Origin of the sequence: Silicimonas algicola, assembly GCF_003148765.1 — a bacterium.
Taxonomy (GTDB): domain Bacteria; phylum Pseudomonadota; class Alphaproteobacteria; order Rhodobacterales; family Rhodobacteraceae; genus Silicimonas; species Silicimonas algicola.
This window is the reverse complement of sequence record NZ_QGGV01000001.1, coordinates 731,748-754,047: the sequence shown is the minus strand read 5'-3', so window position 1 is coordinate 754,047 and position 22,300 is coordinate 731,748. Positions and strand designations below refer to the sequence as shown.

At 65.0% G+C, this 22,300-nt stretch carries 24 protein-coding genes and 1 tRNA gene; 9 read left to right on the top strand and 16 right to left on the bottom strand.

Going from position 1 to position 22,300, the window contains the following annotated elements:
* Window positions 1-66: 66 nt before the first annotated feature.
* Complete coding sequence (locus C8D95_RS03840; protein WP_109757785.1) at window positions 67-1,353, bottom strand: MFS transporter; 1,287 nt, start codon at window positions 1,351-1,353, stop codon at window positions 67-69.
* Window positions 1,354-3,176: 1,823 nt separating this feature from the next.
* Window positions 3,177-3,464, bottom strand: a complete 288-nt coding sequence (locus C8D95_RS03835; protein ID WP_109757784.1) for a hypothetical protein — start codon at window positions 3,462-3,464, stop codon at window positions 3,177-3,179.
* A gap of 671 nt (window positions 3,465-4,135) precedes the next feature.
* On the opposite strand from C8D95_RS03835, the gene C8D95_RS03830 reads away from it, so the two are divergent.
* Window positions 4,136-4,212: transfer RNA gene (locus tag C8D95_RS03830), tRNA-Met, on the top strand.
* 70 nt (window positions 4,213-4,282) lie between these two features.
* On the opposite strand, the gene C8D95_RS03825 is transcribed toward C8D95_RS03830, so the two are convergent.
* Complete coding sequence (locus C8D95_RS03825) at window positions 4,283-4,747, bottom strand: cupin domain-containing protein (RefSeq protein WP_109757783.1); 465 nt, start codon at window positions 4,745-4,747, stop codon at window positions 4,283-4,285.
* Between the two features lie 105 nt (window positions 4,748-4,852).
* On the opposite strand from C8D95_RS03825, the gene C8D95_RS03820 reads away from it, so the two are divergent.
* Window positions 4,853-5,776 (top strand): LysR family transcriptional regulator, encoded by a 924-nt coding sequence (locus tag C8D95_RS03820; RefSeq protein ID WP_109757782.1) that lies wholly within the window; start codon window positions 4,853-4,855, stop codon window positions 5,774-5,776.
* On the opposite strand, the gene C8D95_RS03815 is transcribed toward C8D95_RS03820, so the two are convergent.
* Window positions 5,773-6,447, bottom strand: coding sequence for an ankyrin repeat domain-containing protein (locus tag C8D95_RS03815; RefSeq protein WP_109757781.1), 675 nt, complete (start codon window positions 6,445-6,447; stop codon window positions 5,773-5,775). The two genes, C8D95_RS03820 and C8D95_RS03815, sit on opposite strands and share 4 nt — an antisense overlap.
* A gap of 134 nt (window positions 6,448-6,581) precedes the next feature.
* Here C8D95_RS03815 and C8D95_RS03810 point away from each other — a divergent pair, with 134 nt between their 5' ends.
* A complete protein-coding gene (locus tag C8D95_RS03810) occupies window positions 6,582-7,490 on the top strand; it encodes an AEC family transporter (protein WP_109757780.1) in 909 nt (302 codons plus the stop codon).
* A gap of 30 nt (window positions 7,491-7,520) precedes the next feature.
* On the opposite strand, the gene C8D95_RS03805 is transcribed toward C8D95_RS03810, so the two are convergent.
* From C8D95_RS03805 to C8D95_RS03790, 4 genes are all read right to left on the bottom strand, one after another.
* Window positions 7,521-8,420: a hypothetical protein gene (locus C8D95_RS03805; RefSeq protein WP_170121469.1), complete on the bottom strand. Its 900-nt coding sequence runs from the start codon at window positions 8,418-8,420 to the stop codon at window positions 7,521-7,523.
* 229 nt (window positions 8,421-8,649) lie between these two features.
* Window positions 8,650-9,420, bottom strand: a complete 771-nt coding sequence (locus C8D95_RS03800; RefSeq protein ID WP_109757778.1) for an ATP-binding cassette domain-containing protein — start codon at window positions 9,418-9,420, stop codon at window positions 8,650-8,652.
* Complete coding sequence (locus C8D95_RS03795; protein ID WP_109757777.1) at window positions 9,420-10,493, bottom strand: ABC transporter permease; 1,074 nt, start codon at window positions 10,491-10,493, stop codon at window positions 9,420-9,422. Before C8D95_RS03795 ends, C8D95_RS03800 begins: the two co-directional genes overlap by 1 nt.
* A 109-nt stretch (window positions 10,494-10,602) precedes the next feature.
* The gene (locus C8D95_RS03790; protein WP_109757776.1) at window positions 10,603-11,625 is read right to left on the bottom strand and encodes a sugar ABC transporter substrate-binding protein; all 1,023 of its coding nucleotides are present in this window, start codon (window positions 11,623-11,625) and stop codon (window positions 10,603-10,605) included.
* Between the two features lie 162 nt (window positions 11,626-11,787).
* Here C8D95_RS03790 and C8D95_RS03785 point away from each other — a divergent pair, with 162 nt between their 5' ends.
* Window positions 11,788-12,966 (top strand): ROK family transcriptional regulator, encoded by a 1,179-nt coding sequence (locus tag C8D95_RS03785; protein ID WP_109757775.1) that lies wholly within the window; start codon window positions 11,788-11,790, stop codon window positions 12,964-12,966.
* Window positions 12,967-13,064: 98 nt separating this feature from the next.
* On the opposite strand, the gene rnc is transcribed toward C8D95_RS03785, so the two are convergent.
* From rnc to C8D95_RS03770, 3 genes are read right to left on the bottom strand one after another with little or no spacing between them, the layout of a single operon-like run.
* Window positions 13,065-13,751 carry a ribonuclease III gene (gene rnc, locus C8D95_RS03780; RefSeq protein ID WP_109757774.1) on the bottom strand — a complete coding sequence of 229 codons (687 nt, stop codon included), beginning with the start codon at window positions 13,749-13,751 and terminating at the stop codon, window positions 13,065-13,067.
* Window positions 13,751-14,545 (bottom strand): signal peptidase I, encoded by a 795-nt coding sequence (gene lepB, locus C8D95_RS03775; protein WP_109757773.1) that lies wholly within the window; start codon window positions 14,543-14,545, stop codon window positions 13,751-13,753. The genes rnc and lepB overlap by 1 nt, the downstream gene beginning before the upstream one ends.
* Before the next feature lie 53 nt (window positions 14,546-14,598).
* On the bottom strand, window positions 14,599-14,985 hold the full coding sequence (locus C8D95_RS03770; RefSeq protein WP_241239880.1) for a helix-turn-helix transcriptional regulator: 387 nt from the start codon (window positions 14,983-14,985) through the stop codon (window positions 14,599-14,601).
* Between the two features lie 129 nt (window positions 14,986-15,114).
* Here C8D95_RS03770 and C8D95_RS03765 point away from each other — a divergent pair, with 129 nt between their 5' ends.
* Window positions 15,115-15,741, top strand: coding sequence for a LysE family translocator (locus tag C8D95_RS03765; protein WP_109757771.1), 627 nt, complete (start codon window positions 15,115-15,117; stop codon window positions 15,739-15,741).
* Here the strand turns inward: C8D95_RS03765 and acpS are convergent.
* Window positions 15,731-16,135 carry a holo-ACP synthase gene (gene acpS, locus C8D95_RS03760; RefSeq protein WP_109757770.1) on the bottom strand — a complete coding sequence of 135 codons (405 nt, stop codon included), beginning with the start codon at window positions 16,133-16,135 and terminating at the stop codon, window positions 15,731-15,733. The two genes, C8D95_RS03765 and acpS, sit on opposite strands and share 11 nt — an antisense overlap.
* On the bottom strand, window positions 16,132-16,590 hold the full coding sequence (locus C8D95_RS03755; RefSeq protein ID WP_109757769.1) for a hypothetical protein: 459 nt from the start codon (window positions 16,588-16,590) through the stop codon (window positions 16,132-16,134). The genes acpS and C8D95_RS03755 overlap by 4 nt, the downstream gene beginning before the upstream one ends.
* Before the next feature lie 73 nt (window positions 16,591-16,663).
* On the opposite strand from C8D95_RS03755, the gene C8D95_RS03750 reads away from it, so the two are divergent.
* Both C8D95_RS03750 and pncB read left to right on the top strand, forming a co-directional pair.
* On the top strand, window positions 16,664-17,227 hold the full coding sequence (locus C8D95_RS03750; protein ID WP_109757768.1) for a hypothetical protein: 564 nt from the start codon (window positions 16,664-16,666) through the stop codon (window positions 17,225-17,227).
* A gap of 73 nt (window positions 17,228-17,300) precedes the next feature.
* Entirely contained in the window at window positions 17,301-18,593 is a 1,293-nt protein-coding gene (gene pncB / locus C8D95_RS03745) for a nicotinate phosphoribosyltransferase (RefSeq protein WP_109757767.1), read from the top strand.
* A 4-nt stretch (window positions 18,594-18,597) separates the two neighbouring features.
* On the opposite strand, the gene C8D95_RS03740 is transcribed toward pncB, so the two are convergent.
* Entirely contained in the window at window positions 18,598-19,287 is a 690-nt protein-coding gene (locus C8D95_RS03740; protein WP_109757766.1) for an endonuclease/exonuclease/phosphatase family protein, read from the bottom strand.
* A 41-nt stretch (window positions 19,288-19,328) separates the two neighbouring features.
* On the opposite strand from C8D95_RS03740, the gene C8D95_RS03735 reads away from it, so the two are divergent.
* Window positions 19,329-19,988: a DUF2238 domain-containing protein gene (locus C8D95_RS03735; protein ID WP_109757765.1), complete on the top strand. Its 660-nt coding sequence runs from the start codon at window positions 19,329-19,331 to the stop codon at window positions 19,986-19,988.
* Window positions 19,985-20,218 (top strand): hypothetical protein, encoded by a 234-nt coding sequence (locus tag C8D95_RS03730; RefSeq protein ID WP_109757764.1) that lies wholly within the window; start codon window positions 19,985-19,987, stop codon window positions 20,216-20,218. The genes C8D95_RS03735 and C8D95_RS03730 overlap by 4 nt, the downstream gene beginning before the upstream one ends.
* Window positions 20,219-20,221: 3 nt before the next feature.
* On the opposite strand, the gene C8D95_RS03725 is transcribed toward C8D95_RS03730, so the two are convergent.
* Window positions 20,222-20,962: a COG3904 family protein gene (locus C8D95_RS03725; protein WP_109757763.1), complete on the bottom strand. Its 741-nt coding sequence runs from the start codon at window positions 20,960-20,962 to the stop codon at window positions 20,222-20,224.
* Complete coding sequence (locus C8D95_RS03720) at window positions 20,959-22,245, bottom strand: hypothetical protein (protein WP_241239803.1); 1,287 nt, start codon at window positions 22,243-22,245, stop codon at window positions 20,959-20,961. The genes C8D95_RS03725 and C8D95_RS03720 overlap by 4 nt, the downstream gene beginning before the upstream one ends.
* Between the last annotated feature and the right edge of the window lie 55 nt (window positions 22,246-22,300).

Genomic DNA, 22,300 nt, shown 5'->3' with positions numbered 1-22,300 from the left:
CAATGCACCATGCGGCACCGAAACCGGAAAGAGGAGAAGACGTTACTCGCCTCTTGGCACCAGAATTCAGGCTGGGTTGAGCCTCGGGTGGGTTTCCTCACCGAGCCAGAAGAGCAGACCGCCCGAGACGAACATCGAGATCGCGACGAACCAGAAGGCGGCCTCGGCTCCACCCGTCAGGTTTGCCGCCAGCCCGAGGCCGAGCGCGCCGATGGCATAGCCGAGGTCGCGCCAGAAGCGGTAGATGCCGATGGCCGAGCCGCGCCAGGCGGGAGGGGTGATGTCGGCGACCGCCGCGGAGAGGTTGGGGTAAAGCAGCGCCATGCCGAAACCCGCCACGCCCGCCGAGACGGACCACCAGAGCACGCCCGAACCCATCACCACCATTGCCACGCCCACGCCGCAGATCCACATGCCCAGCACGTTCGGCCAGAACCGGCCGACGTGGTCCGATAGACGCCCGGTGAAGAGCTGTGAGCCGCCCCAGACAAGACCATAGGTCCCGACGATCCAGCCGACCTCGGTCAGGCTGGCGCCCTGGGCCACGAGGAAGACCGGGAAAAGTGCCCACATGAGAGCATCGACGAACTTCTCGACGAGCCCCGCCTGGCAGATCGCGAAGAGGCGCCGGTCTCGCCAGGTCATCAGCGCGAAGACCTCGCCCATGCCGGGATGATCGGAGACGCCCCGCGGATAGCGAGGCAGAGATTTCGGCGGTGCGGCCCTGTGCGCAGCAGTCTCCGCCTTTGCCCACGGGAGCGTATCCCTCACCCAGACAACGGTGAGAAGCAGCGCGAGCAAGACGACGGCCATGCCGAAGACCAGGAGCCCGACGCGTGCCCCCAGCCACTCCGCGGCATAGGCGGTCAGTATGCCCGCGACTGCGACGCCGACATAGCCCGAGAACTCGTTCAGCCCCATCGTCAACCCGCGTTCATCGGCGCGTGTGATGTCAAGCTTCGCGGTCTGCGTCATCGACCAGCAGAGACCCTGGTTGACCCCCAGCAGCACCGTCGCCGCCACGATCCAGTTCCAGTCGGGCGCATACCAGATCATCATCGGGATCGGCAGCGCCACGACCCAGCCCCAGAACAGGACGCGCTTGCGCCCGATCCGCTCGGACCAGCGCCCGGCTACGAAGTTCATCACTGCCTTCACCGCACCGAAGGCCACCACGAAGGAAGCGAGCAGCAGGAACGAGCCGCGCTCGAGCCCGAACTCGCTTTCTGCCAGGGCCGGAACCACCGTGCGGGTCATGCCGATGGCGAAGCCGACCAGCATGACCTGGATCAGCTGGTGCGTGACCTGGCCTGCATTCTCGCGGAGGCCATGCTGAAGGTCTGTTGCAGTCATTCCGCAGGCTCCTTGGAGGTAAGCCGTGGATCAAATCGGGCCGCAGGTGGCCGGGAAGCGGTCAGGGTTTCGGAACCCTAGGTCAACTCATGCGGATCAAGTAGCCGAGGACGTCCGACACATCCACACGTCCCACGATCCGTGTTCCGTCGCTCACCGGGAACATGGTGAGGGTGGCTTAGAAACATCCCGGCAACTCTTGTAGGCTCGTCCTTTCACGTCCAGTACAACAACTTCGCGCGTCATAGGGTCTGCTACCAGCCTTTCCCTCCCGGTAACAACTTGCATGAAGCGCGGCGCGAATGCGGTCCTTTTGAGTGTGGGTTCCTACAAGGCGGTCGCCGAGACAAACCTGACGTGGCCATTGGGAGGAGGGCTGGTAGTCATTCTCTCCTGCGAGGAAGCAGTCATCTTCTCGCGCGGTGCTCCTTCTGACTTCCGGCGCTCGGCTGAGCGTCGGTTCCTTCGTTTCCCGACATGAGAACATGTTCTCCACATGACGATGGAACCGACGCTCAGTTCCGCCCTCGTGACCGAGAAAGTCGCTTGAGTTTCGACAACCCGACGGGACGAGGACCAAATCTGACTGACAGAGGATTGCCTACGACGCGGAGGTGGACGGAAGCAGGCGTGCCCTCCGGATCTGATCCGGCGCGTCATGGGCAAGACTGTAACACCTAACGAACTCCACGATGTCTGATCCGGCATAGAGTGAGCTTGCGATTCTTCCGAGCTAGAATGCTTGCCAGAGGCTGTGAGCGCCTCGCTGGCAGCGAAGTCGGCCCTCGCTAGGGTCGGAAGCGTAAAAGGCGTCATGCCGCTGTTGGAGCCGCCCAGTTCGGGGAGCGACATCGAACAGGGCTCTCCGAGAGCCGCAGTGCGAAGTTGCTGCCGCCAAGAACTCTACGAGCCGGTGGCGCACAAGACAGGGGACAGGTCGCGGGGTTCTTGGACCGGGGCCTATCAACTCTCGTCTGTTGCAGATCAATGCGCCGGGACGCGCAGGTCGCGCAACGGTCATCGTCTTCATGGCACGCTCACGCGACGCTGGCTCAGGTTGCGACGTCAAAGGAGGCTCCCGGAGGGTAAGATGAGCTCTTGCATGACACCGCAATCTGATGGAGGCAGCCTGCGGCATAGTCTTGCTGAAGGAGGGACAGAGGCGAGAGTCTTTCGCGCTAAGCCGATCCCGCCCGGGTGTCGCGCATCGCGCCGCCGCAATCGGCCTCTCCCTCTCTCACTGGCTCTCTGAAGCGCGCTCGCTGCGCTCACGCTTCACCACTCTCTCACTGCCTCTCGGAAGCGTTCGCTTCGCTCACGCTCCACCCATCACTACCTCCGCTCTCTTAAGTGCTCGCTTCGCTCACGCTTCAGCCATCTATGGGAGAGGAAGAGGCTTCTATGCTCGTTGTTGAACGGTCTGGATGAACACTGACAACACCGAAGCAAAGAGAGGAAGCGCCAGAGGGGAGAAGTAAGGGAGGTGGAAGGAGGATGCGTTGTGGGGAGCGGACGGTGAGCGTCGACGCTCTGATGCGCCCTGCCTCCGCCAAAGCTTCGCAATTGCTCTCATCCGGAGACGGAGATCTTACTCTGCAAAGCTGTGGCGAAGGGTCTTGACCGAAGCGTCGCAAGCGGCCCGTCCCTGCTCACGGCTCTCAGCCGTGGAACTCGCAGTAGATCACCTGGTGGTCAGGCTTCGTTTCGTCAAGGTTCTTGAGGACGTAGTCGATGACTCCGGCATCACGATACGGTTGAACGTCCACGGTTCCAGACGGCACTAGTTCCTCCCAGTCACGCCGTGCATGCACACCCAGCTCCGATCAGCGGTCGGCGTGCTCAGGGTCGACCTCTATAAGGAGGTGCCAGTGAGGGTTCACGTCAGCATCTTCCAGGAATGCGAACCAGAGCATGCGCTCGTCAGGCCGCTCCTTCCAGCGAGACCCAACGAACTCTCGATTGATGCGAGCGTCCCATTCCCGGAGCCGACGTCTCACGTAGGCGACGGAAAGATCGGCGCGGTTCGTCGTAAGAGTAACGTAGTGAGTAAACGCGTGCTTCATCAGCCGTGTCTTCCATGCGTCACGGTAGGCGATGGTCTTTTGCAGCATGTAGGTCTCCGTTCTGGGATGTCGGGTTGGACGTCAGCTATGATGGAAGCCTGCTCCCTGCGACTCCTTCAGCAAAACCGACAGCTGCGGAAAATGCCGATGAGACAGTGGCTTGAGTCGGACTCGCGACGCGATACGCATCCTGACGACGCACCCTCCTGAGGCAGCCGCTTGTTCAAAGTGCCGACGAACTTCCGCCTGCTTTAGGATGGAAGCCGTCGGCATCCGTTTCAGCTTTGTGAAGGACAGCTCAGCATGACCGCGTCCTTCGCCCTTCCGTGCCTAAGCCTGCCGGATGAGGCCGTGACGCATGAGGGCCGCATCATATCGCGGATCAGTCGTGCGTTCCGAAAGGCGCGGGCTGGCAGCACCGCTTCGTCAGGCTGACGGTCTGTTTGATGCTTGGCGCAGCAGGAGGCCGCTGCCAAGAAACAGTCTGAAGGAAAAATTTGGGGCCGATAAAACCGTCGCAAAAGCAGACCCATGAGCGCTTGTAGGCGCGCGCTGGAACCTCATCCGTCGTGCTGTCTGTCCAGCGCCCGACATCTGTCTGAAGAGTAGTTTCAGTTCGGATGGTCCAAGGTGGGCAGCCGCCGGATCGATGGCAGCCCGCCGACCCAACTTCCGGCTTGACGGTCTCTGCCCCAGCCTCTACCTAGCGCCTCGCCTGTGGCGGAGTAGCTCAGTTGGTTAGAGCAGCGGAATCATAATCCGCGTGTCGGGGGTTCAAGTCCCTCCTCCGCTACCATCGCTTCCCTGGATCATTTGCTGGATGTCCGCCCGGCGGACTTCGTGAGCCCGCCGAGCCAGGTTCGTTTTCAGGCGGCTGCGGCTTGGGCGAGGGGCGGCACGAAGCGCAGCGAGAACCGGGCGGCGAGCGCGTCGATTGCCGCCGGCGTCGCGGGAGCCTCGGTCTCGACGGCGGAGAAGAACCCCTCGAACCCGCCGGGCGTCATCATGACCATCAGGCGTCCGGTCGTTTCGCCGATGTTCTGGAAGCGATGCACCGCGCCGCGGGGTACCACGATCAGGCCTCCCTCCTTGAGCTCGACGCGCGCGCCGTTGCACCAGAACGCGAAGCGGCCCTCGAGGACGCGAAAGAATTCCTCCTCGTTCTCGTGGATGTGGGGCGGCGGACCTTCACCGGCCGGCACCTCGGCTTCGAACACACCGAGGCAACCACCGGTCTCATCGGCGGAAATGCGGATCATGTGGGGTCCGAAGCCGAGCGCGAGCGTGCCGGCGCCGGGGGCCGATACGACCGCTTGATCAAAAGTCTTCATCTGTAGCTCCATCAGGATTGTTTGCGACTGGGAGGGCGTATATTCCGAGGGAAACGTTCCGATAAGCCGCCTGCATTCCGAAACATTGTCCGGAAGACTTGACAGATGAAGACGGTCGATCCCCTGCACGGCGTCGCGGCGTTTCTTGCGGTGGCCGAACGCGAGAGCTTCACCGGAGCCGCCGAGGCGCTTGGTCTGACACGATCCACGGTGAGCGCGCAGGTAGCCGATCTGGAGGCTCGGCTGGGCCTGCGTCTGTTCCATCGCTCCACCCGCATCGTCCGGATGACAGCGGCAGGTCAGGCCTATCGCGACCGCCTCGGCGATCTAGCGGAGCGGGTCGACCTTGCCGAGCGTGCGGCGCGGGCGGAGCATTCGGCGCCGGAGGGTCGGCTGCGCATCACCGCGCCGCCCGACCTGGCGCAGAGGTTCCTCCTGCCCTGGGTCGCAGAGTTCCTGGCGGGCCATCCCGGCATCCGCATCGAGCTCGACCTGTCGAACGCGGCACACAACCTGATCGAGCGCCGGCTCGACCTCGCGATCCGCGGAACGATCGCGGTCGAGCCGAACCTCATCACCCGAAAGCTGGGCGTCTCCCCCCTTCTGACCTGCGCGCACCCAGACTACATCGCGCGGCGCGGCCAGCCCGAGACGCCCGCCGACCTTGCCGATCACGACCTCCTGCACTTCGCGAGCCTGCGTCGGGGACGCATCTGGACCATGACGCGGGGCCCAGAACGGGTCGAAGTCCCGATCCTGCCGAGGCTCGAACTGAACGAGGGATGGGCACTGCGGACGGCCGCTCTCGAAGCGACGGGCATCTGCCAGCTTCCGGCCTTCATTGTCGGTGAATTGCTCAGGGCGGGCGACCTCGTCCATGTCCTGCCGGAGTGGAGCGCGGGCGAGGTGCCGCTTCACGCCGTCTATCCGGACAACCGCCTCATCGCCGAGCGTGTGCGAGCCTTCGTCAGCTTTATCGCCCGGAAGGCGAAGGGCGAGCCGGACCTGGGCGGCGGCCAGGCGGCCTAGTCGGTCCGCTCGAGCCGCGCCGCCATCGCACCGAAGCCCAGCCTCTTTGCGTGGTCGAGCGGCGTCAGTCCGTTTCGGTCCGCAAGGGTCCGGTCCGCGCCGGCCGAGAGCAGCACGTCGAGCACGGCGAGGTGGTCGGAGCCCCCGTCGCCGAGCACGACGGACTCCATGACGGCCGTCCAGTGAAGGTTGTTGACGTGGTCGAGCGGCGCGCCGGCGGCGACGAGCCGGCGCACGACCTCGACATGTCCGAGGTGAGCCGCCGCGATGAGCGCCGTGCCGTCGTACGGGCTGGTGACGAGCCCGGGTTCGTTGCCGAGTTCGATCGCGAGCGACATCAGCTCGGGATCGTCCGCCACGGCGGCGATGGTCACGACGTCATAGGCGTCGCCCTCGAGCGCGTTCATGTCGGCGCCGGTTTCGGCCAAGGCATGGAGGGCGTCGTCATGGGAGGCGAAGGCCACGACATGTGCGGCTGTACGGCCCTTGGCGTCACGGGCTTCGAGGTCCGCGCCCTCCGCAACGAGCCGACGGATCGCACTCACGTCGCCGTTGTGCGCGGCGGCAAAGAGCCCGCCATAGCCTGCGATGTCTCCTGCGGACGGCGGCACCTGCGCCCTTGCGGCCTCGGCAGAAAAGGCCAGAAGGAATGAGAAGACGACACGTCGCATGGCTGATCCTTTCCCGCGCGGCTCAAGACACGTTCGTTGTACCCTAGCACACCTCTGGCCGGAATGCCGGTGGCCCCCCGCCCCCGCCTGATGCTAGGTGTGCAGGATACTGGAGGTGCGCCAGGGAGAGCGGCTTGCTTGTCTTCACGATCTGGCCCCTCTTCGCCCTGATCTGCCTCGGCTATGTTCTGTCGCGCAACAGGTTTCCCGACACCGGATTCTGGCCGGCGGCGGAACGGCTGAACTATTTCCTGCTGTTCCCTGCCCTTCTGGTGTCGAGCCTCGCCGAAGCTCCGATACGGGACCCGCAGATACTTCGGTTGGGTCTGGCGGGCGTGGCGACGGTCCTTGTCGCCACCTTTGCATTCTGGATCGCGCGGCGGGTCAGGCCCGTCCCCTCGGCACGCTTCGGGCCGGGTCTGCAAGGCGTGATCCGGTTCAACACCTACCTCGGCCTCGCCACGACGACGGCCTTGGCGGGTGCCGCGGGGGTGGAGAGAGCAGCGGTCTATCTCGCCATCACCGTCCCCTTGGTGAACGTGCTGTCGATCCTCGCCCTTACCGAACGCGGTACGGAGCGTAAGGCCATCGGTCTGGCGAAGACGGTACTTCGCAATCCCCTGATCCTCGCCTGCCTCGCGGGTCTCGCCATCGCGGCGGCGGGGATCGGATTGCCTTGGGGGATCGGGAGATTTCTCGGCCTCGTGGCGCAGGCCAGCCTTCCCCTCGGCCTTCTCTGCGTCGGCGCGGCGCTGCGGCCCCAGGCGGTGCGGCAAGAGATCGGCGTGCTGGCCTTCAACAGCGCGCTGAGGCTTCTCGCCATGCCGCTTCTCGCGCTGGTCGTGGGCAAGGCGTTCGGTCTCGACAGTACCGAGGCGCTGGTACTCGTGGTCTTCTCGGCCATCCCGACCGCGCCCACCGCCTATGTCCTGACCAAGCAACTGGGCGGCGACGGGACACTGATGGCAGGCCTCGTCACACTCCAGACCCTCGCCGCCGTGGCGACGATCCCGCTCGTCCTGCTGCTCTTCGGCTTCGCCTAGGCCGCGGGCAAGGCTGATCGGCGGACGTGGTCAATCCAAGGTCACTTGCCTTGCCAGATACTGAAGCCGCATTCTTGTGGAAGGCCGTGGTTCTGCTTCCGGTTCTTTGATGCTTTTCGCGATAAGCGGCCGGAATTTTGCATTGTCACGATGTAATATAAGCGCGTCTATTGCTGCATTTCTCACGAGGACAGATCGATCGCAAAGACCATTGGCGATTGCCGCGATCAAGTCAGGTTCAGCCGTCAAGGGCCGGCTTCCAAACGCCTCACGCCAAACAGGTTTTCCCATCGGCCCGTCCATCCACACCTTCTTGCGAATGGCAAGTGGCCAGATGACACGCGCCTTGGAAAGGCACGTGAGAGCGGCTGCGCGAAGATGAGGTTCGTGTGCATCTGACGCTATTGCCGTCAGGTGCGTGTCGAAAGCGGGGCTTCGACTTAGAACTCGAAACACGCGGCTTGCGCCTTTGCGGCTGACGCCGAGCAACATAACTGACAATGCATCGACCAAGCCACAATGCTTCACAACGTCCTCGACGAATGGCTCGTAACCACCACTCCATCTATTCCACAGATGTCTTTTGGTCAGGAACGCCCAGACCGCCGGCGCCAGAACGTCCCCGGACGACGTAGAAAAACATCTTGCTAGGGTGGCACTCGCCGCGTCGCGCACTTCGGGTACCCAGTCGTTCAGGCGCGCAAGAAGCCCGAATGCGGCAATTGGGCCGTCCAGAACTTCGATTGAACGGAGTGCCTCCTCTCGGATGAATCCGTCTCTGTGGTAGAGGTATATGTCCGCGAAGCCGGAATTCTCCTTCAACTGCGCTCTAGCAACGCGACGTTGCCAAGCGGCGTTCCCTCGCATGCCGTAAAGGTCGCAGCGGTGCCGCGCGAGTTTTTCGAACCTCTGGATTTCGCCACGCCTCAACAGCGACTCGAGTTCAATCCGAAATTCACTGTCAATTATTTTAAAGCTGCGACGCGGACCCTGCCGCTGCCAGCAGCCGCCAACTAAAGCACGAAGTTTGGAAGCCCACCCAAAGGCGTGCGACGTCCGAAGTCGACTCATGTCGTCAAGCTAGACCAACGGCCTGAGCCCGATAACAATAAAGGCCGACTGGTTTCGTCATGGCACGAAACGGCGACCAAGCCACGTCCTAGGCCGCGACAGCCTCAGGCACCTTTGCGCCGGTCATGAAAGCCACCGCGTCCGACATCGTGTAGTCTTTCGGGTCGATGACGCAAAGCCGACGCCCGAGGCGGTGGATGTGGATGCGGTCCGCCACTTCGAAGACGTGCGGCATGTTGTGCGAGATCAGGATGATCGGGATGCCGCGCGAGCGCACGTCGAGGATCAGTTCCAGCACGCGGCGCGACTCCTTGACGCCGAGCGCCGCCGTGGGTTCGTCGAGGATGATGACCTTCGACCCGAAGGCGGCGGCGCGCGCCACGGCGACGCCCTGCCGCTGGCCGCCCGACAGCGTCTCGACCGCCTGGTTGATGTTCTGGATCGTCATCAGGCCCAGGTCGGAGAGCTTCTGGCGCGCGAAGTCCTCCATCTTCTTCCGGTCGAGCTTGCGGAACCACTTGCCCATGATTCCCTCGGCCCGGATCTCGCGACCCATGAACATGTTGTCGGCGATCGACAGCGCGGGCGACATCGCCAGCGTCTGGTACACGGTCTCGATCCCGGCCTTCCGTCCGTCTATGGGCGAGGTGAAACTCACCTTCTGGCCGTCGAGCCAGATGTCGCCCTCGTCCGGCACCACTGCGCCGGAGATGGCCTTGATCAGGGTCGACTTGCCTGCCCCGTTGTCGCCGATCACCGCCAGGATTTCGCCCGGCATGAGGTCGAAGTCACAGTGGTCCAGCGCCGTGACGCGGCCGTAATGCTTGACGAGGTTCCGGCCCTTGAGAATGGGTTCCATCAGCCCGACACCTTTCTGATCCACTGGTCGGCCGCGACGGCGGCGATGATGAGAATGCCGATAAGCAGGAAGGTCCACTGCGCGTCGGCCCCGAGAAGCCTGAGTCCCAGCGTGAACACGCCCACGATCAGTGCCCCAAAAAGACTGCCCAGGATCGAGCCGCGCCCGCCGAACAGCGAGATCCCCCCGATCACAACGGCGGTGATGCTTTCGATGTTGGCCAACTGTCCGCTGGTCGGCGAAACCGCCCCGATCCGGCCGATCAAGGCCCAGCCAGCGAAGGCGCAGATCAGTCCCGACAGGGCATAGACCTGGATCAGCACCTTGTTGGTGTTGACGCCGGACAGCTCGGCCGCCTCCTTGTCGTCGCCGACAGCATAGACGTGGCGCCCCCAGGCGGTGTGGCGCAGGACGTAGGCGAGGACAAAAATCAGCGCAAGCATGAAGACGACGCCCACGGTGAAGACTGCGCCTCCCACGTTGAACTTGGCGCCGAAGAGCTGAAGGAGCGGCGCCTGGGCTTCGATGTCCTGGGCGCGGATCGTCTCGTTCTTGGAATAGAGGAAGTTCGTCGCCAGCACGATCTGCCACATCCCGAGCGTGACGATGAAAGGCGGCAGCTTCACCTTGGCCACCAGCCAGCCGTTCAGCGCGCCGATCGCGGTTCCGACGGCAAGGCCGGCGAGGATCGAGACCGGCGCGGGAATCCCGTAGCGGAAGGTGAACTGGCCCATCACGACAGACGAGAACACCATGATCGCGCCGACGCTGAGGTCGATGCCTGCAGTCAGAATCACGATGGATTGCGCCGCCGCGACGATACCGACGATCTGCACCTGCTGGAGAATCAGTGTCAGCGCGAAGGGCGAGAAGAACTTCGATCCAAGAAGGAGCCCAAAGGTCACGATCGCCAGCACGAGCACGAACAGCGGAACCAGCGACGGATTCATGTGCAGGATGTGTTGCACCTTGCCCATCAGCGTCGCGTGGCGAGCGTCGTGGAACTCGGCGACCGCTTCGGAACGGTTCAGCGCGCCTTCGTAGTTGTCGGATCTTGCCGTTGTGTCAGCCATGGATCTCCCCTCCCCACGGCAGCACCTGCCGCGCGTGAAAGCCTAACCGCGATGACCTGGAAAAATCAACGAAAGGGAGGCGGGCGACCCGCCTCCCTGCGCGGGGGCATCAGCCCCAGCAAAGTTCCTTGCCTTCGGCGACCGAGATCGACTCGACGCCTTCGACGGGTTCGTCGGTCACCAGCGCGACGCCGGTGTCGAAGAAGTCCTTGCCTTCGGTCGGCTCGGGCTTAACGCCCTCGTCGGCCCATTTGGCGATGGCCTCGACGCCAAGCGAGGCCATCAGCAGCGGATACTGCTGGCTGGTCGCGCCGATGACGCCGGCCTCGACGTCCGCGATGCCGGGGCATCCGCCGTCAACCGAAACGACCAGCACATCATTCTCGCGACCGACCGACTTAAGCGCCTCATAGGCGCCGGCGGCGGCGGGCTCGTTGATGGTGTGGACGACGTTGATCGTCGGGTCCTTCGCGAGGAGGTTCTCCATCGCGCGGCGGCCACCCTCCTGGTTGCCGTCGGTCACGTCGGAGCCGACGAGACGCGGATCCTCTTCGTCACCGATGACGTCGGGGTTGTTCAGCTCGACGCCGAAGCCATCGAGGAAGCCCTGGTTCCGCAGAACATCGACGGTCGGCTGGCTGACGTTGAGGTCGAGTGTCGCGATCTTGGCATCGGTCGCGGCATCGCCCATCTTGCCCTTCGCCCACTGGCCGATCAGCAGACCGGCCTTGTAGTTGTCCGTCGCGAAGGTGGCGTCGGCGGCGTCGATCGGCGAGAGCGGCGTGTCGAGCGCGATCACGAGGATGCCCGCGTCGCGTGCCTGCTGGACGGCGGGAACGATGGACGAGGTATCCGACGCGGTCAGAAGGATGCCCTTCGCGCCGTCGGCGATGCAGGTCTCGATGGCCTGGACCTGGGTCTCGTGGTCGCCGTCGATCTTGCCGGCGAAGGACTTCAGCGTCATGCCGAGTTCTTCGGCCTTGGCTTGGGCGCCTTCCTTCATCTTGACGAAGAAGGGGTTGGTGTCGGTCTTGGTGATGAGGCAGACGGTCGCCCCGCCGTGGGCGGCGGCCATTGCCGACCCCGCCATGGCGAGCGATGCAAGCGCCGTGCCAATCAGAATTTTTTTCATGTGGTCCTCCCAGAAATTACCCACCGTCCGGTTGGGGACGGCTGCGGAATCGTTGCTACACCGCAACGCCGGGTCGGGTCAATAAGTAAATCAATTTGATTTATTAATTGACAGACGCACGCAGCGCGCAGCATTCTCGGTGATCATGGGAGGGTCAAGCCCTTGACAACCAACGAAACATTTATACGCGTCTCTGGGAGCGGCGCAAATCAGTCAGGCCTGCGCGATCAGAACGCGAGGGTCGTGCTGTCATTTATCCGTCGTCATGGCGAGCTTCCGAGCGCCGAAATCGCGCGGCGTTCCGGGCTGTCCGCACAGACGGTTTCGAACATCGTGCGTGCGCTCGAAGCCGAGGGCCTTGTCCGGCGCGGCATGTCCATCAAGGGCAAGGTCGGCAAGCCGTCGGTGCCGATGGCGCTGGAACCTGGCGGCGTCACGTCGCTTGGTCTCAACATCGGCCGGCGTGCGGCCGAGATGGTCCTCGTCGACTTCACGGGCTCCGTCCTCGCCGAGCGAATGACACCCTATTCCTACCCCACCCCCGACGCCGTGCGCGCCTTCGTCCTCGACGCGATCGGCGCGATCTTCGCCGACCGCCCCGGCGACCTCACCCACCTTGCCGGTCTCGGCATCGCCATGCCCTACGAGTTGTGGAACTGGCTCGACTACGTCGATGCCCCTGAAGAGCTGATGAACGAGTGGCGCACCATCGCCATCGGCGCCTATCTGGGCGAGGCGACGGGGCTGGAGACCGTGGTCGAAAACGACGCGACCTCGGCCTGCGTCGCCGAGCATCTTCTCGGACGCGGACACGAATACGCCGACTTCGCCTATTTCTTCCTCGGCGCCTTCCTCGGCGGCGGTCTGGTGCTGAACGGCAAGGTCTATTCGGGCCGAAACGGCAACGCGGGCGCCTTTGGCTCGCTTCTGGTGCCCGATGGGACGGGCGACGTGGCCCAGCTTCTGGACGTCGCCTCGAATCATGTGCTCGAGCGGAGCCTGGCCGAGGCCGGCATCGACGCCAGCGTCCTGCGCACCCGTCCCGACGACTGGAGCGCGCTCGAACCTCACCTTTCCGAGTGGATCGCCGCGACCGGCCGCTACCTGGCGCTCGCCGCCACCTCGATCGCGGCAGTCGTCGACGTCGAGGCGGTGCTGGTCGAAGGTGCCGTGCCCGCCCCCGTGCGCGCCGCTCTCGTGTCCCGGGCGCGAAGCACCCTCGAAACGCTCGACCGCACGGGCATCGCCACGCCCGACATCCGCGAAGCCAGCGTCGGCCGCGCCGCGCGCTCCATCGGCGCCGCCCTCCTGCCGATCCACGCGCGCTACTTCCTGGCCTGACCCGAACGAGTACGTTGCGCTGAACGCGCCAGCCGGCCCCAATTCGCCGGTCCGCAAATATCCCGGGGAGGTCCGGAGGGGCAGCGCCCCTCCGGCGCTCACCCGCCGCGGTCGACCCGCTGCAGAAGCTTCCGCGCTGCATCCTGCTCCGCCGCGCGTTTGGAGGAGGCGCTGGCGCTTTCGCTCTCGCCCGTGGCGAGCCGCGCCTCGACGGTGAACACCGGCGCGTGGTCCGGCCCCTGCCGCGCGGTTTCGGCATAGGTCGGCGGTACCTGCCCGCGCGCCTGCGCCCATTCCTGAAGCGATGTCTTGGGGTCGCGCGCGTCCGTCTCTACGGTGCGGATCCGGTCACCCCAGAGCCGCACGACAAGATCGCGCGCTGCTTCGAAGCCCGCGTCGCGGTAGACGGCGGCGATCACCGCCTCCATCGCGTCGCCGAGAAGCGCTTCTTTCCGCCGTCCGCCCGACATCGTCTCGGACCGACCAAGCTTCAGCACCGCGCCCAGGTCGATCTGACGGGCGACATCGGCGCAGGTCTCCTTCCGCACAAGGGCGTTGTAGCGCGGCGCAAGCACCCCTTCCGCAGCATCCCTGTCGGTCTCGATCAGCGCCTCGGCGATCACGAGACCCAGCACCCGATCACCCAGGAACTCGAGCCTCTGGTTGTCGGGCCTCGTGACGGACGAGATGGAGGAGTGCGTGACAGCGCGGATCAGGAGGTCGGGTCGGGCGAAACTGTGGCCGAGGCGGCGCTGGAAGGCTTCGAGCTCGGCCGAGAGCCGCATCAGTCGATCCGCTTGAAGAACCGGTCGGGCCGCCAGGTCCAGACGAAGAAAAGGCTGCGACCGGCAGAAGAGAACATGACCCGGTCGGCACGTCCGATCAGATGATCGAAAGGCACGAAGCCTACGCCTCCGGCGGCCTGCGGGACCCGGCTGTCGGTCGAGTTGTCACGGTTGTCGCCCATGAAGAAGAACTCGCCCTCGGGCACCGTGTACACGCCGGTATTGTCGAGACGTCCCGCGGTGGCGTCCAGCGTCGAGTGCTGCACGCCGTTCGGCAGCGTCTCGACGGCCTTGTCCTTGGTGCAGGCATCGCCCTCGCGCGGTGCGCGTTCCTGGCAAAGCGGATAGGACCCGATCGGCCCTTGCCGCTCGTAGGTCTCGACGAACTGGCCGTCGGCGACCTGCGGCACGGGACTGCCGTTCAGGAAGATCTGGCCCGACTGCATCTGGATCGTGTCACCGGGAAGGCCGATCACGCGCTTGATGAAATCCTGTCCGTTGACCGGGTGGCGGAAGACCACAACATCCCCGCGCTCGGGCATCTGGCCCATGATCCGGCCCTCGATGGGGCACATCGCGAAGGGACAGGAGAACTGCGAATAGCCGTAGGCCATCTTGTTGACGAACAGAAAATCGCCGATCAGCAGCGTGTCCTTCATCGACCCTGACGGGATCCAGAACGGCTGGAAGAACAGCGTCCGGAAAACCCCCGCGATCAGAAGCGCGTAGACCACCGTCTTGATGGTCTCGACGACCCCGTCCATCAGGGATCCCTCGGTCTCGCCGCCGCTCATGCTGGTCCTGCCTCTGCTAGCTTCGCGTTTCATGGGTGGTGGGCCGGAGAGTGTCAAGTTGGACCCTGGGTCCAACCCTCGGTCCAGAGCTTGCGCAGGCGGGCGCCGTCTCCGCGGAAATGGCCGCCGGCAAGGCGGGCGTCGGTGACGCGATCGGGCCGGAAGTGGCGGATCGCCTGGCGCAACTCGCACCAGGCGACGAGGTTGGCCGTCTCGGAGAAATAGACCAGCGCAAAGGGTCGCAGGACGCGATCCGTCGTCCGCCCTGTCTCGTCGCGGTAGCCGCGCTCGCCCTCTATCGGGATGCGCATCGCCTGAAGCGCGGCCACGTCGCGGTAAACCGTGCGCGGCGTGACCTCCAGCCGCTCGGCGAGATCGGCTCCCGTCATCGGACGCCGGGCCGCCGCCAGCATCTGCACGATCTCGAACAGCCGCGTCATCTTTCGCAAGGGCGCCTCCCTCTACTGACAGGCCGTTGTCAGTTCGACCCTGCTAAGGGACGGCCGAATGACATCGATCTCAACGGAATTCGCCCCGCTGCGATGGAAGAATGCAAGGAGCCAACTGACATGACCTACGCCCACAGCCTTGCAATCTTCTGGCTCCTGATCTTCGGGATCGTCGTCGTACCCGGCATGGATATGCTTCTCGTCCTGTCGCAGTCGCTGACCCGCGGCGTGCGCGGGGGACTGTCGGCCGTCGCGGGCATCATGGCGGCCGGTGCCGTCCACACGCTTTGGGGCGCCGTTTCGGTCGCGATCGTGCTGTCGCTGCCTCCTGCCGTCCTGTCTGCGATGCTGGTCGCGGGCGCGCTTTATCTCGCCTGGATCGGGATCTCCCTCGTCCGGTCTGCGATAACGGTCGCGGCGGAGGACACGCGGGCGGCAGGCGGACGCGCATTCCGGCAGGGTGCGGTGACCGCCCTCCTGAATCCGAAGGCCTATATCTTCGTCGCCTCGGTCTTCCCGCAGTTCGTCCGGCCCGAATATGGCGCGCTCTGGCGGCAGGGGCTGGTCATCGGCGCCATGGTGGCGGCGACGCAACTTGCCGTCTATGGCGGGATCGCGGTGGCGGCGGGGCGGATCAGGGGCTGGCTTCTCGGCTCGCCCGGCGCCACGATCCTGACGGGGCGCATCACGGGCGGGCTGTTCCTTGCCGTCGCAGCCTTGACGCTGGCAGGCGCGATCAGCCGCTGAGGGGACGCGCCTCGATCACGACGAAGGCCTGTGCCCAAGGGTGGTCGTCGGTCAGGGTGACGTGGATGATCGCCTCGTGGCCCGCCGGCGTCATCTCGGCCAGACGCTCACGCGCCCAGCCCGTCACGGTCATCACCGGCTGACCGGTCCGCAGGTTAGATACGGCCATGTCACGCCAGGCGATCCCCATGCGCAGGCCGGTCCCAAGCGCCTTGGAGCAGGCTTCCTTCGCCGCCCACCTCTTGGCATAGGTGCCCGCGGTGTCGCGGCGGCGCTCGGCCTTCCTCTGCTCGATCTCGGTGAAGCATCGGTTCCGGAACCTGTCCCCGAAGCGCTCGAGCGTGCGTTCGATCCGCTCGATGTTGCAGAGATCGGTCCCGATGCCGAGGATCACGAACCGAAGTCCTCGGCCGCGATCTCTCCCGTCGCCTGATCGAGAACGACCTCGAGGATCCCCTCGTCGAACATCGTCGTGTCGGGATTGTAGACCCGCATCGGAACGCCAAGCCGCAGACCCGTCGCAGGATCGTAGTCGGTTTCGAGACCTTCAAGCGACATCGACGCGTAGCCCATCGTGCCGTCGAACGACACGAGGCGGCACTGACGGATCCCAAGCTCGTCGTAGGGCGGCGAGACGATCATCAGGTGGAAGGGCGCGGCGGCGGGCTCCACCGTGTCCATCAGCGCGATGCGCACCGCACCGCTCGCGAAGGTGCGGGTGTTGTCCTCCCAGGGTTCGGCGATGGCTTCCGCGCGCGAGGCATAGCTGTCGTCGCAGGGCCGCACCTCGGCTGCGGCGGCGGGAAGCGCGAGGATGGCCACAAGGGCCGGGGCGGCGAGGCGGCGCATGGGCTGTCTCCGGTAACGGGTTCTTTGTGATCCAGAGATAAACCGGGGCGGCTGGAACACAAAGGGGCTCCTCATGCGCCGTCTCCTTCTCCTCGCCGCCCTGGCCCTCGCCGGCTGTGGCGGGCAGGCCTGGAACACCGCCGTCGCCGATCATCCACAGGTCCGCGAGGCGATGCTGGCCAGCGTCGTTCCGGGTCAGACCACCGAAAAGCGTTTCGTCGCTCAGTGGGGAATGCCGACCCAGAAGATCAACGAAGGGGCGCAGATCTCGTACGTCTATCGAAACATGACGAACCCGCCCGGCTATTACGCGCCGCAGTTCGGGACCAGCGCCGAGTTCGTCGTGGCGATGTTCCAGTACGGGCTCGCCATCGGCGCCTTTTCCTCGGACACGCAGGGCTGCCGCGCGACCTTTGCGCCGCGTCCGCCGGGGCCGAACCTTGACAACCCCTCGACGGTCCACGCCGTCAATTGCGGCGTCGTCTACGACGGATCGACCGAGCATCACCCGATCCGCGAGGGGATCGCATGGATCGTGAACGGCGGTCGCGCCGGCAAAGGACAATCGCCTGTCGCGCGGCCGGCGCCGCCTGCGGGCGTGACCGACGACAGTTACGGCGGTGGCAAGCTGAAATAGCCGCCAGGGGCCTGCGGTGCTGGACAACACCCTGACTTCCTTGGCACACAAGCGCGTCAAGGGAGGCTCGGACATGGTCGACATCGCCGCGCGCGTCTGGAACCACAAGTGGAAGATCGACCCGATCGTCCGCTCCCTGATCGACACCGACTTCTACAAGCTTCTCATGTGCCAATCGGTGTTCCGCAACCGGTCCGACACGCGCGTCACCTTCAGCCTCATCAACAGAACCAAGGACGTCCGCCTTGCCGAGCTCGTCGACGAAGGCGAGCTGCGCGAACAGCTCGACCACATTCGCTCGCTATCGCTGAGCCGGGGAGAGTCGACCTGGTTGCGCGGCAACACCTTCTACGGCAAACGACAGATGTTCCGCCCCGACTTCATGGAGTGGTTCGAGGGCCTGCGCCTGCCGCCCTATGAGCTGGAGAAGAAGGATGGCCAGTTCGAGCTTACCTTCGAAGGCGCCTGGCCCGAAGTGATGATGTGGGAGATCCCGGCCCTGGCTGTCCTGATGGAGCTGCGGTCCCGCGCAGTGCTGAAGGACCTCGGAAAATTCGAGCTTCAGGTCCTCTACGCCCGCGCCATGACGAGGACATGGGAAAAGGTCGAGCGTCTGCGCGCCATCGACGCCCTCAAGCTGGCGGACTTCGGCACGCGGCGGCGACACAGCTTCCTGTGGCAGGATTGGTGCGTGCAGGCGCTGCAAGAGGGTCTGGGACAGGCGTTCATCGGCACGTCGAATTGCCTCATCGCCAAGAACCGCGATCTCGAGGCCATCGGCACGAACGCGCACGAGCTTCCGATGGTCTATTCGGCGCTGGCCGACAGCGACGAGGAACTGGCGCAAGCTCCCTACAAGGTCCTGGCCGACTGGCACGAAGAGCATGATGGCAACCTGCGCATCATCCTTCCCGACACCTACGGTACGGTGCAGTTCCTGAAGAACGCCCCCGACTGGCTGGCGGGATGGACCGGCATACGTATCGATTCCGGTGACCCCGCCGAGGGCGCCGAGACCGCCATCGCCTGGTGGAAGGCGCGCGGCGAGGATCCGCGCCGCAAGCTCATCATCTTCTCGGACGGCCTCGACGTCGAAAAGATCGTCGAGCTTCACGACCGGTTCGCGGGACGGGCGCGCGTCAGCTTCGGCTGGGGCACGATGCTGACGAACGACTTCCGCGGCCTCGTGCCGGGCGACGGGCTGGCGCCGTTCAGCCTCGTCTGCAAGGCGGTCAGCGCGAATGGCCGCCCCACCGTCAAGCTGTCCGACAACCCGCGCAAGGCCATGGGCCCCGAGGACGAGATCGCGCGCTACAAGCGCGTCTTCGGCGTGGGCGCTCAGGACGAGATCGAGGTCGTCGTGTGAGACTTCAGAAGCGCACCCGCGCCTTGATCGGAAGGTGATCCGAAGCGACGCGGGTCACGCGGTTCTCGATCACCGAGGCGTCGGTCAGCGTCACGCCGCCGTTCAGGGCAAACCGGTCCAGGGCCGCGACGGGACGCGAAGAGTGATAGGTCCGACCGGGGGAGTGGACCTCGAAACCCGTCAGCGCTTCGAGCCCGTGCTCGGTCGACCACTCGTTGAAGTCGCCCATGATGACGGTCGGCATCTCGTCCATCGCCTCGAGACGCGTGCGGATCGTGGCAAGCTGCTGTCGACGCGACGATCGCATCAGTCCGAGGTGGACCGCAACGATGCGAAGGCTCTTCCCCTTGCCGGACACGTCGATCGCCAGCGCCCCGCGAGGTTCGATCCCCGGCAGGTGGATAGAATGGCGTGCCGCGACCTTCAGGTGCGGTGCCAGAAGGATCGCGTTGCCATGCCAGCCGATCGAGCAGTCGTGGCCGCCCGCGTCGGCGGGCTCCATGCCGATCTCGCGCTCGACGATGTCGGTGGTCAGCGCAGCCGGACGCCGCCCGAGGCGCTTGTCGGCTTCCTGAAGCGCCACGACGTCGGCCTCGAGACTGGCGATCACCGAGGCTATGCGATGAGGATCCCGCCGACGGTCCAGTCCGATGCACTTCCGTATATTCCAGGTCGCCAGCGTGAGGGACGTCATGCCGCCCTTTTCCTTTCGCTTTCGCGTATCATATCTGAACCATGATCGACCGCAGGGACATTCCCTACACCACCTGGGTTATCTGGGGCGTGCTCGTCGCCTCAGCAACCTGGGGTCTGTTCAGCCTGCACTGGACCAACACCATCGTGTCGATTGCGGCACTTCTTCTGACCGTCCTGCCGGTCACCTTTGCGGAACGCTACAAAATTCGGCTCCCCCTCCCCTTCATGGCGGCGATCTCGATCTTCGTGTTCTCGACGCTCTTCCTGGGCGAGGTCTTCGACTTCTACGAGCGATTCTGGTGGTGGGACCTTGTGCTGCACGGCATCTCGGCCGTGGGCTTCGGGATTGTCGGCTTCCTGTTCGTCTTCTACCTGTTCCAGGGCGATCTCTACGCAGCACCGCCTTGGGCGCTTGCCCTCTTTGCCTTCTCCTTCGCCGTGACCATCGGGACGATGTGGGAAATCTTTGAGTTCGCCATGGACCAGTCGTTTGGCCTCAACATGCAGAAGAGCGGCCTCGTCGATACCATGTCGGATCTGATCGTCGACGCCTGCGGAGCGTTCATCGGTTCCTTCTCGGGTTTTCTCTGGCTCAAGGGCATCCAGCACGGTCTGTCGCCCCTGATCGAGGAATTCGTCCAGCGCAACCGCACCGGCTTTCACAAGCTGCGCCGCCGCGACCGCACGTCCTCCGAATGATGCCGCCGCTCGTCCGCCTCTACGTCCGCGAGACGCTGCTGGGGCTGGCGCTTGGGATCCTGTTCAGCATGGCGCTCGTGGTGCTGAACATCGGCAACCTGCGCCATCTGATCGACACGGTCGAAGGGGGCTGGCTTGCGTTCCTGCTGCTGTCGTTCTTCAACGGCATCGTCTTCGCGGGGGTGCAGTTCGGCGTCCGCGTCATGCTGATGGCCGACCCCGAGGACTGAGCCTCACCCACCGAAGGCCAGACGATAGCGCTCCAGTTCTTCGGGGATGAGGACATAGATCTCCTCGGGCGGCGTCGTCAGTGCGTGCTGCATCAGCAGAGGGTCGACGCCCATCTCCTCGAGGAAGGCCATCACCATCCCCTGCCCCCGCTGCACGTCCTCGACCGCCATGAAGGCGGGCAGAAGGGAATTCTCGCCGAAGTAATACTGATGGACCCCAACGCGGGATGACCTCGGCACGTCGCGCGTGACGCCGCCCGCAAGCATGTAGGGACAGGCCGAAAAGCAGACGCCTCCGGACGCGATAGCGCTCGAGGCGTCGGCCTCGCGGATGGCGCGTCCGATCTCGAGCGCGTCCATGACCGATCCGCCGGGGCTGTCGAGCGTCACGGCCTCGATGCTGCGGGCGGCAAGCGCCTCGGCGACCCGCGCGCCGTCACCGGCGGCAATGGTTCCGCGCAGCGTCAGGCGCTCCCCCTCGGGCAGGATGGACAGACGGTCGGGATAGGTCTCGCCGCCCGGCATGGCTTCGCGTCGCGCGGGATCGCCCGGAACGGCAGAGGGATCGTACTGCCGGCGCTGGTCGCCGGGCCGTATCGGTTGCTCGAGGGAGGGCGCGTCGGCCGAGCGGAAGGGGGACCCCGTATAGGCTCCACCGAGATCGCCGACGACGAGGGCAAGAGCTATGAACGCCTGGAAGCCCAGAAGCCACCTAAGGCTGCGCGAGACGGTCAGTTCCCTCATTCGGGTTTCGTCCGGATCGGAACAGGTGGCGCCGCGGGCCGCGCGGGCGGGTCGTCGGTGTGGTTCAGCACGTCCTCGACATCCCGCGCGGCGCGAAGGGCGGCGCGCAGTTCCGCAAGCGTCAGCGTATCCTCGACGCTAACACGGTCCCGGCCCGCCCGGATCGCCGATTGAACGATGGTCAGGATGAAGACGAGAACCGCCGGCAGAAGGTCAATGGCGATGGCGCCGGCCCAGGACGGGATGAAGTTGCCGGCATAGCGGATCACGGCGTCGGCTGTGGAAACGGGGGTGTAGACCGTCTCCTGCGGCTGCTCCATCGCCATGACCTCGGCGGACGCGGCGCGCAGGGTTTCGGCACGCTGCCCCAGAACGTCCAGGACGCTGGTGATCGTCTCGGCCTGTCCGGTGCGGATGTCGTCGGTGGCGCCATCCAGCCTCGGCATGACGACGGTGGCCGACAGATCCTGCGCCGCCCTCTCGACCAGGGGTGCCACCGACAGTTGACGAAGCTGTGTGACGATCCCTGCAAGGCGCACGGCCTCTTCCGAGAACTCCACTGAACGCGCCTCGACCGGCCCCGGCTCGACCGTCAGGCCGCGCATCCGCGACAGGATCTCGTTGCCCTGCTGAAATGCGGCCTCGACCAGGGGTTCCTGCGCCACGATCTGGGCTTCCAGCGCCTCCAACTCATCGGCCTTCTGGGTCAGGACCCGGAAAACCGCGCCCCGGCCGGCGACGCCAGACAGGTCGCCCGTAGCCTCCTGTGCGCTGAGATCCTCGAAGGACGTCCGGACGCGCTCGACGTCGCGGCTGAGGCCTTGCCCCGAGACCGCAATGGCGTGGGCGCGCTCGAGCGAGGCCTGGTAGTCCTGCACCGTCCGCGCAAGGTGCTGCTCGACCGCAGCCGCGCCGGCCAGCGCCGCCGCATTCAGCCAGGACGACATCGCCACGATTGCGACGCATCCAAGCGCCATCGACAAGAGAAGACCCATCCGAGCCGACGCGCCGCGCACAGCAGGGAGAAGGCGCATCATGTATGACCAGAAGACGAAGATGCCGACCGACACCGCGACCGAATAGGCGAGCGCCGCGAAGGTCGTCAGAGCGCCCGTGTCGTCGAGGAGGCCTCGGACGCCCAGGTAGGTGTAGATGCCCGACGCCGCCGCAAGCACACCGAGCGCCGTGCCGGTGAAGGTGTCGAGCCAGCCGAGATGGCCCTCGAGCGCTTTCGCGTCGCGGGCCGCGCGGGCCTCCGCCTCGCTCATCTTCCTGTCGTCCATGTAAAATCTCCCGACGGGTCCGCTTTATATGGGGCCGGGCCGGCAGGATAAAAGT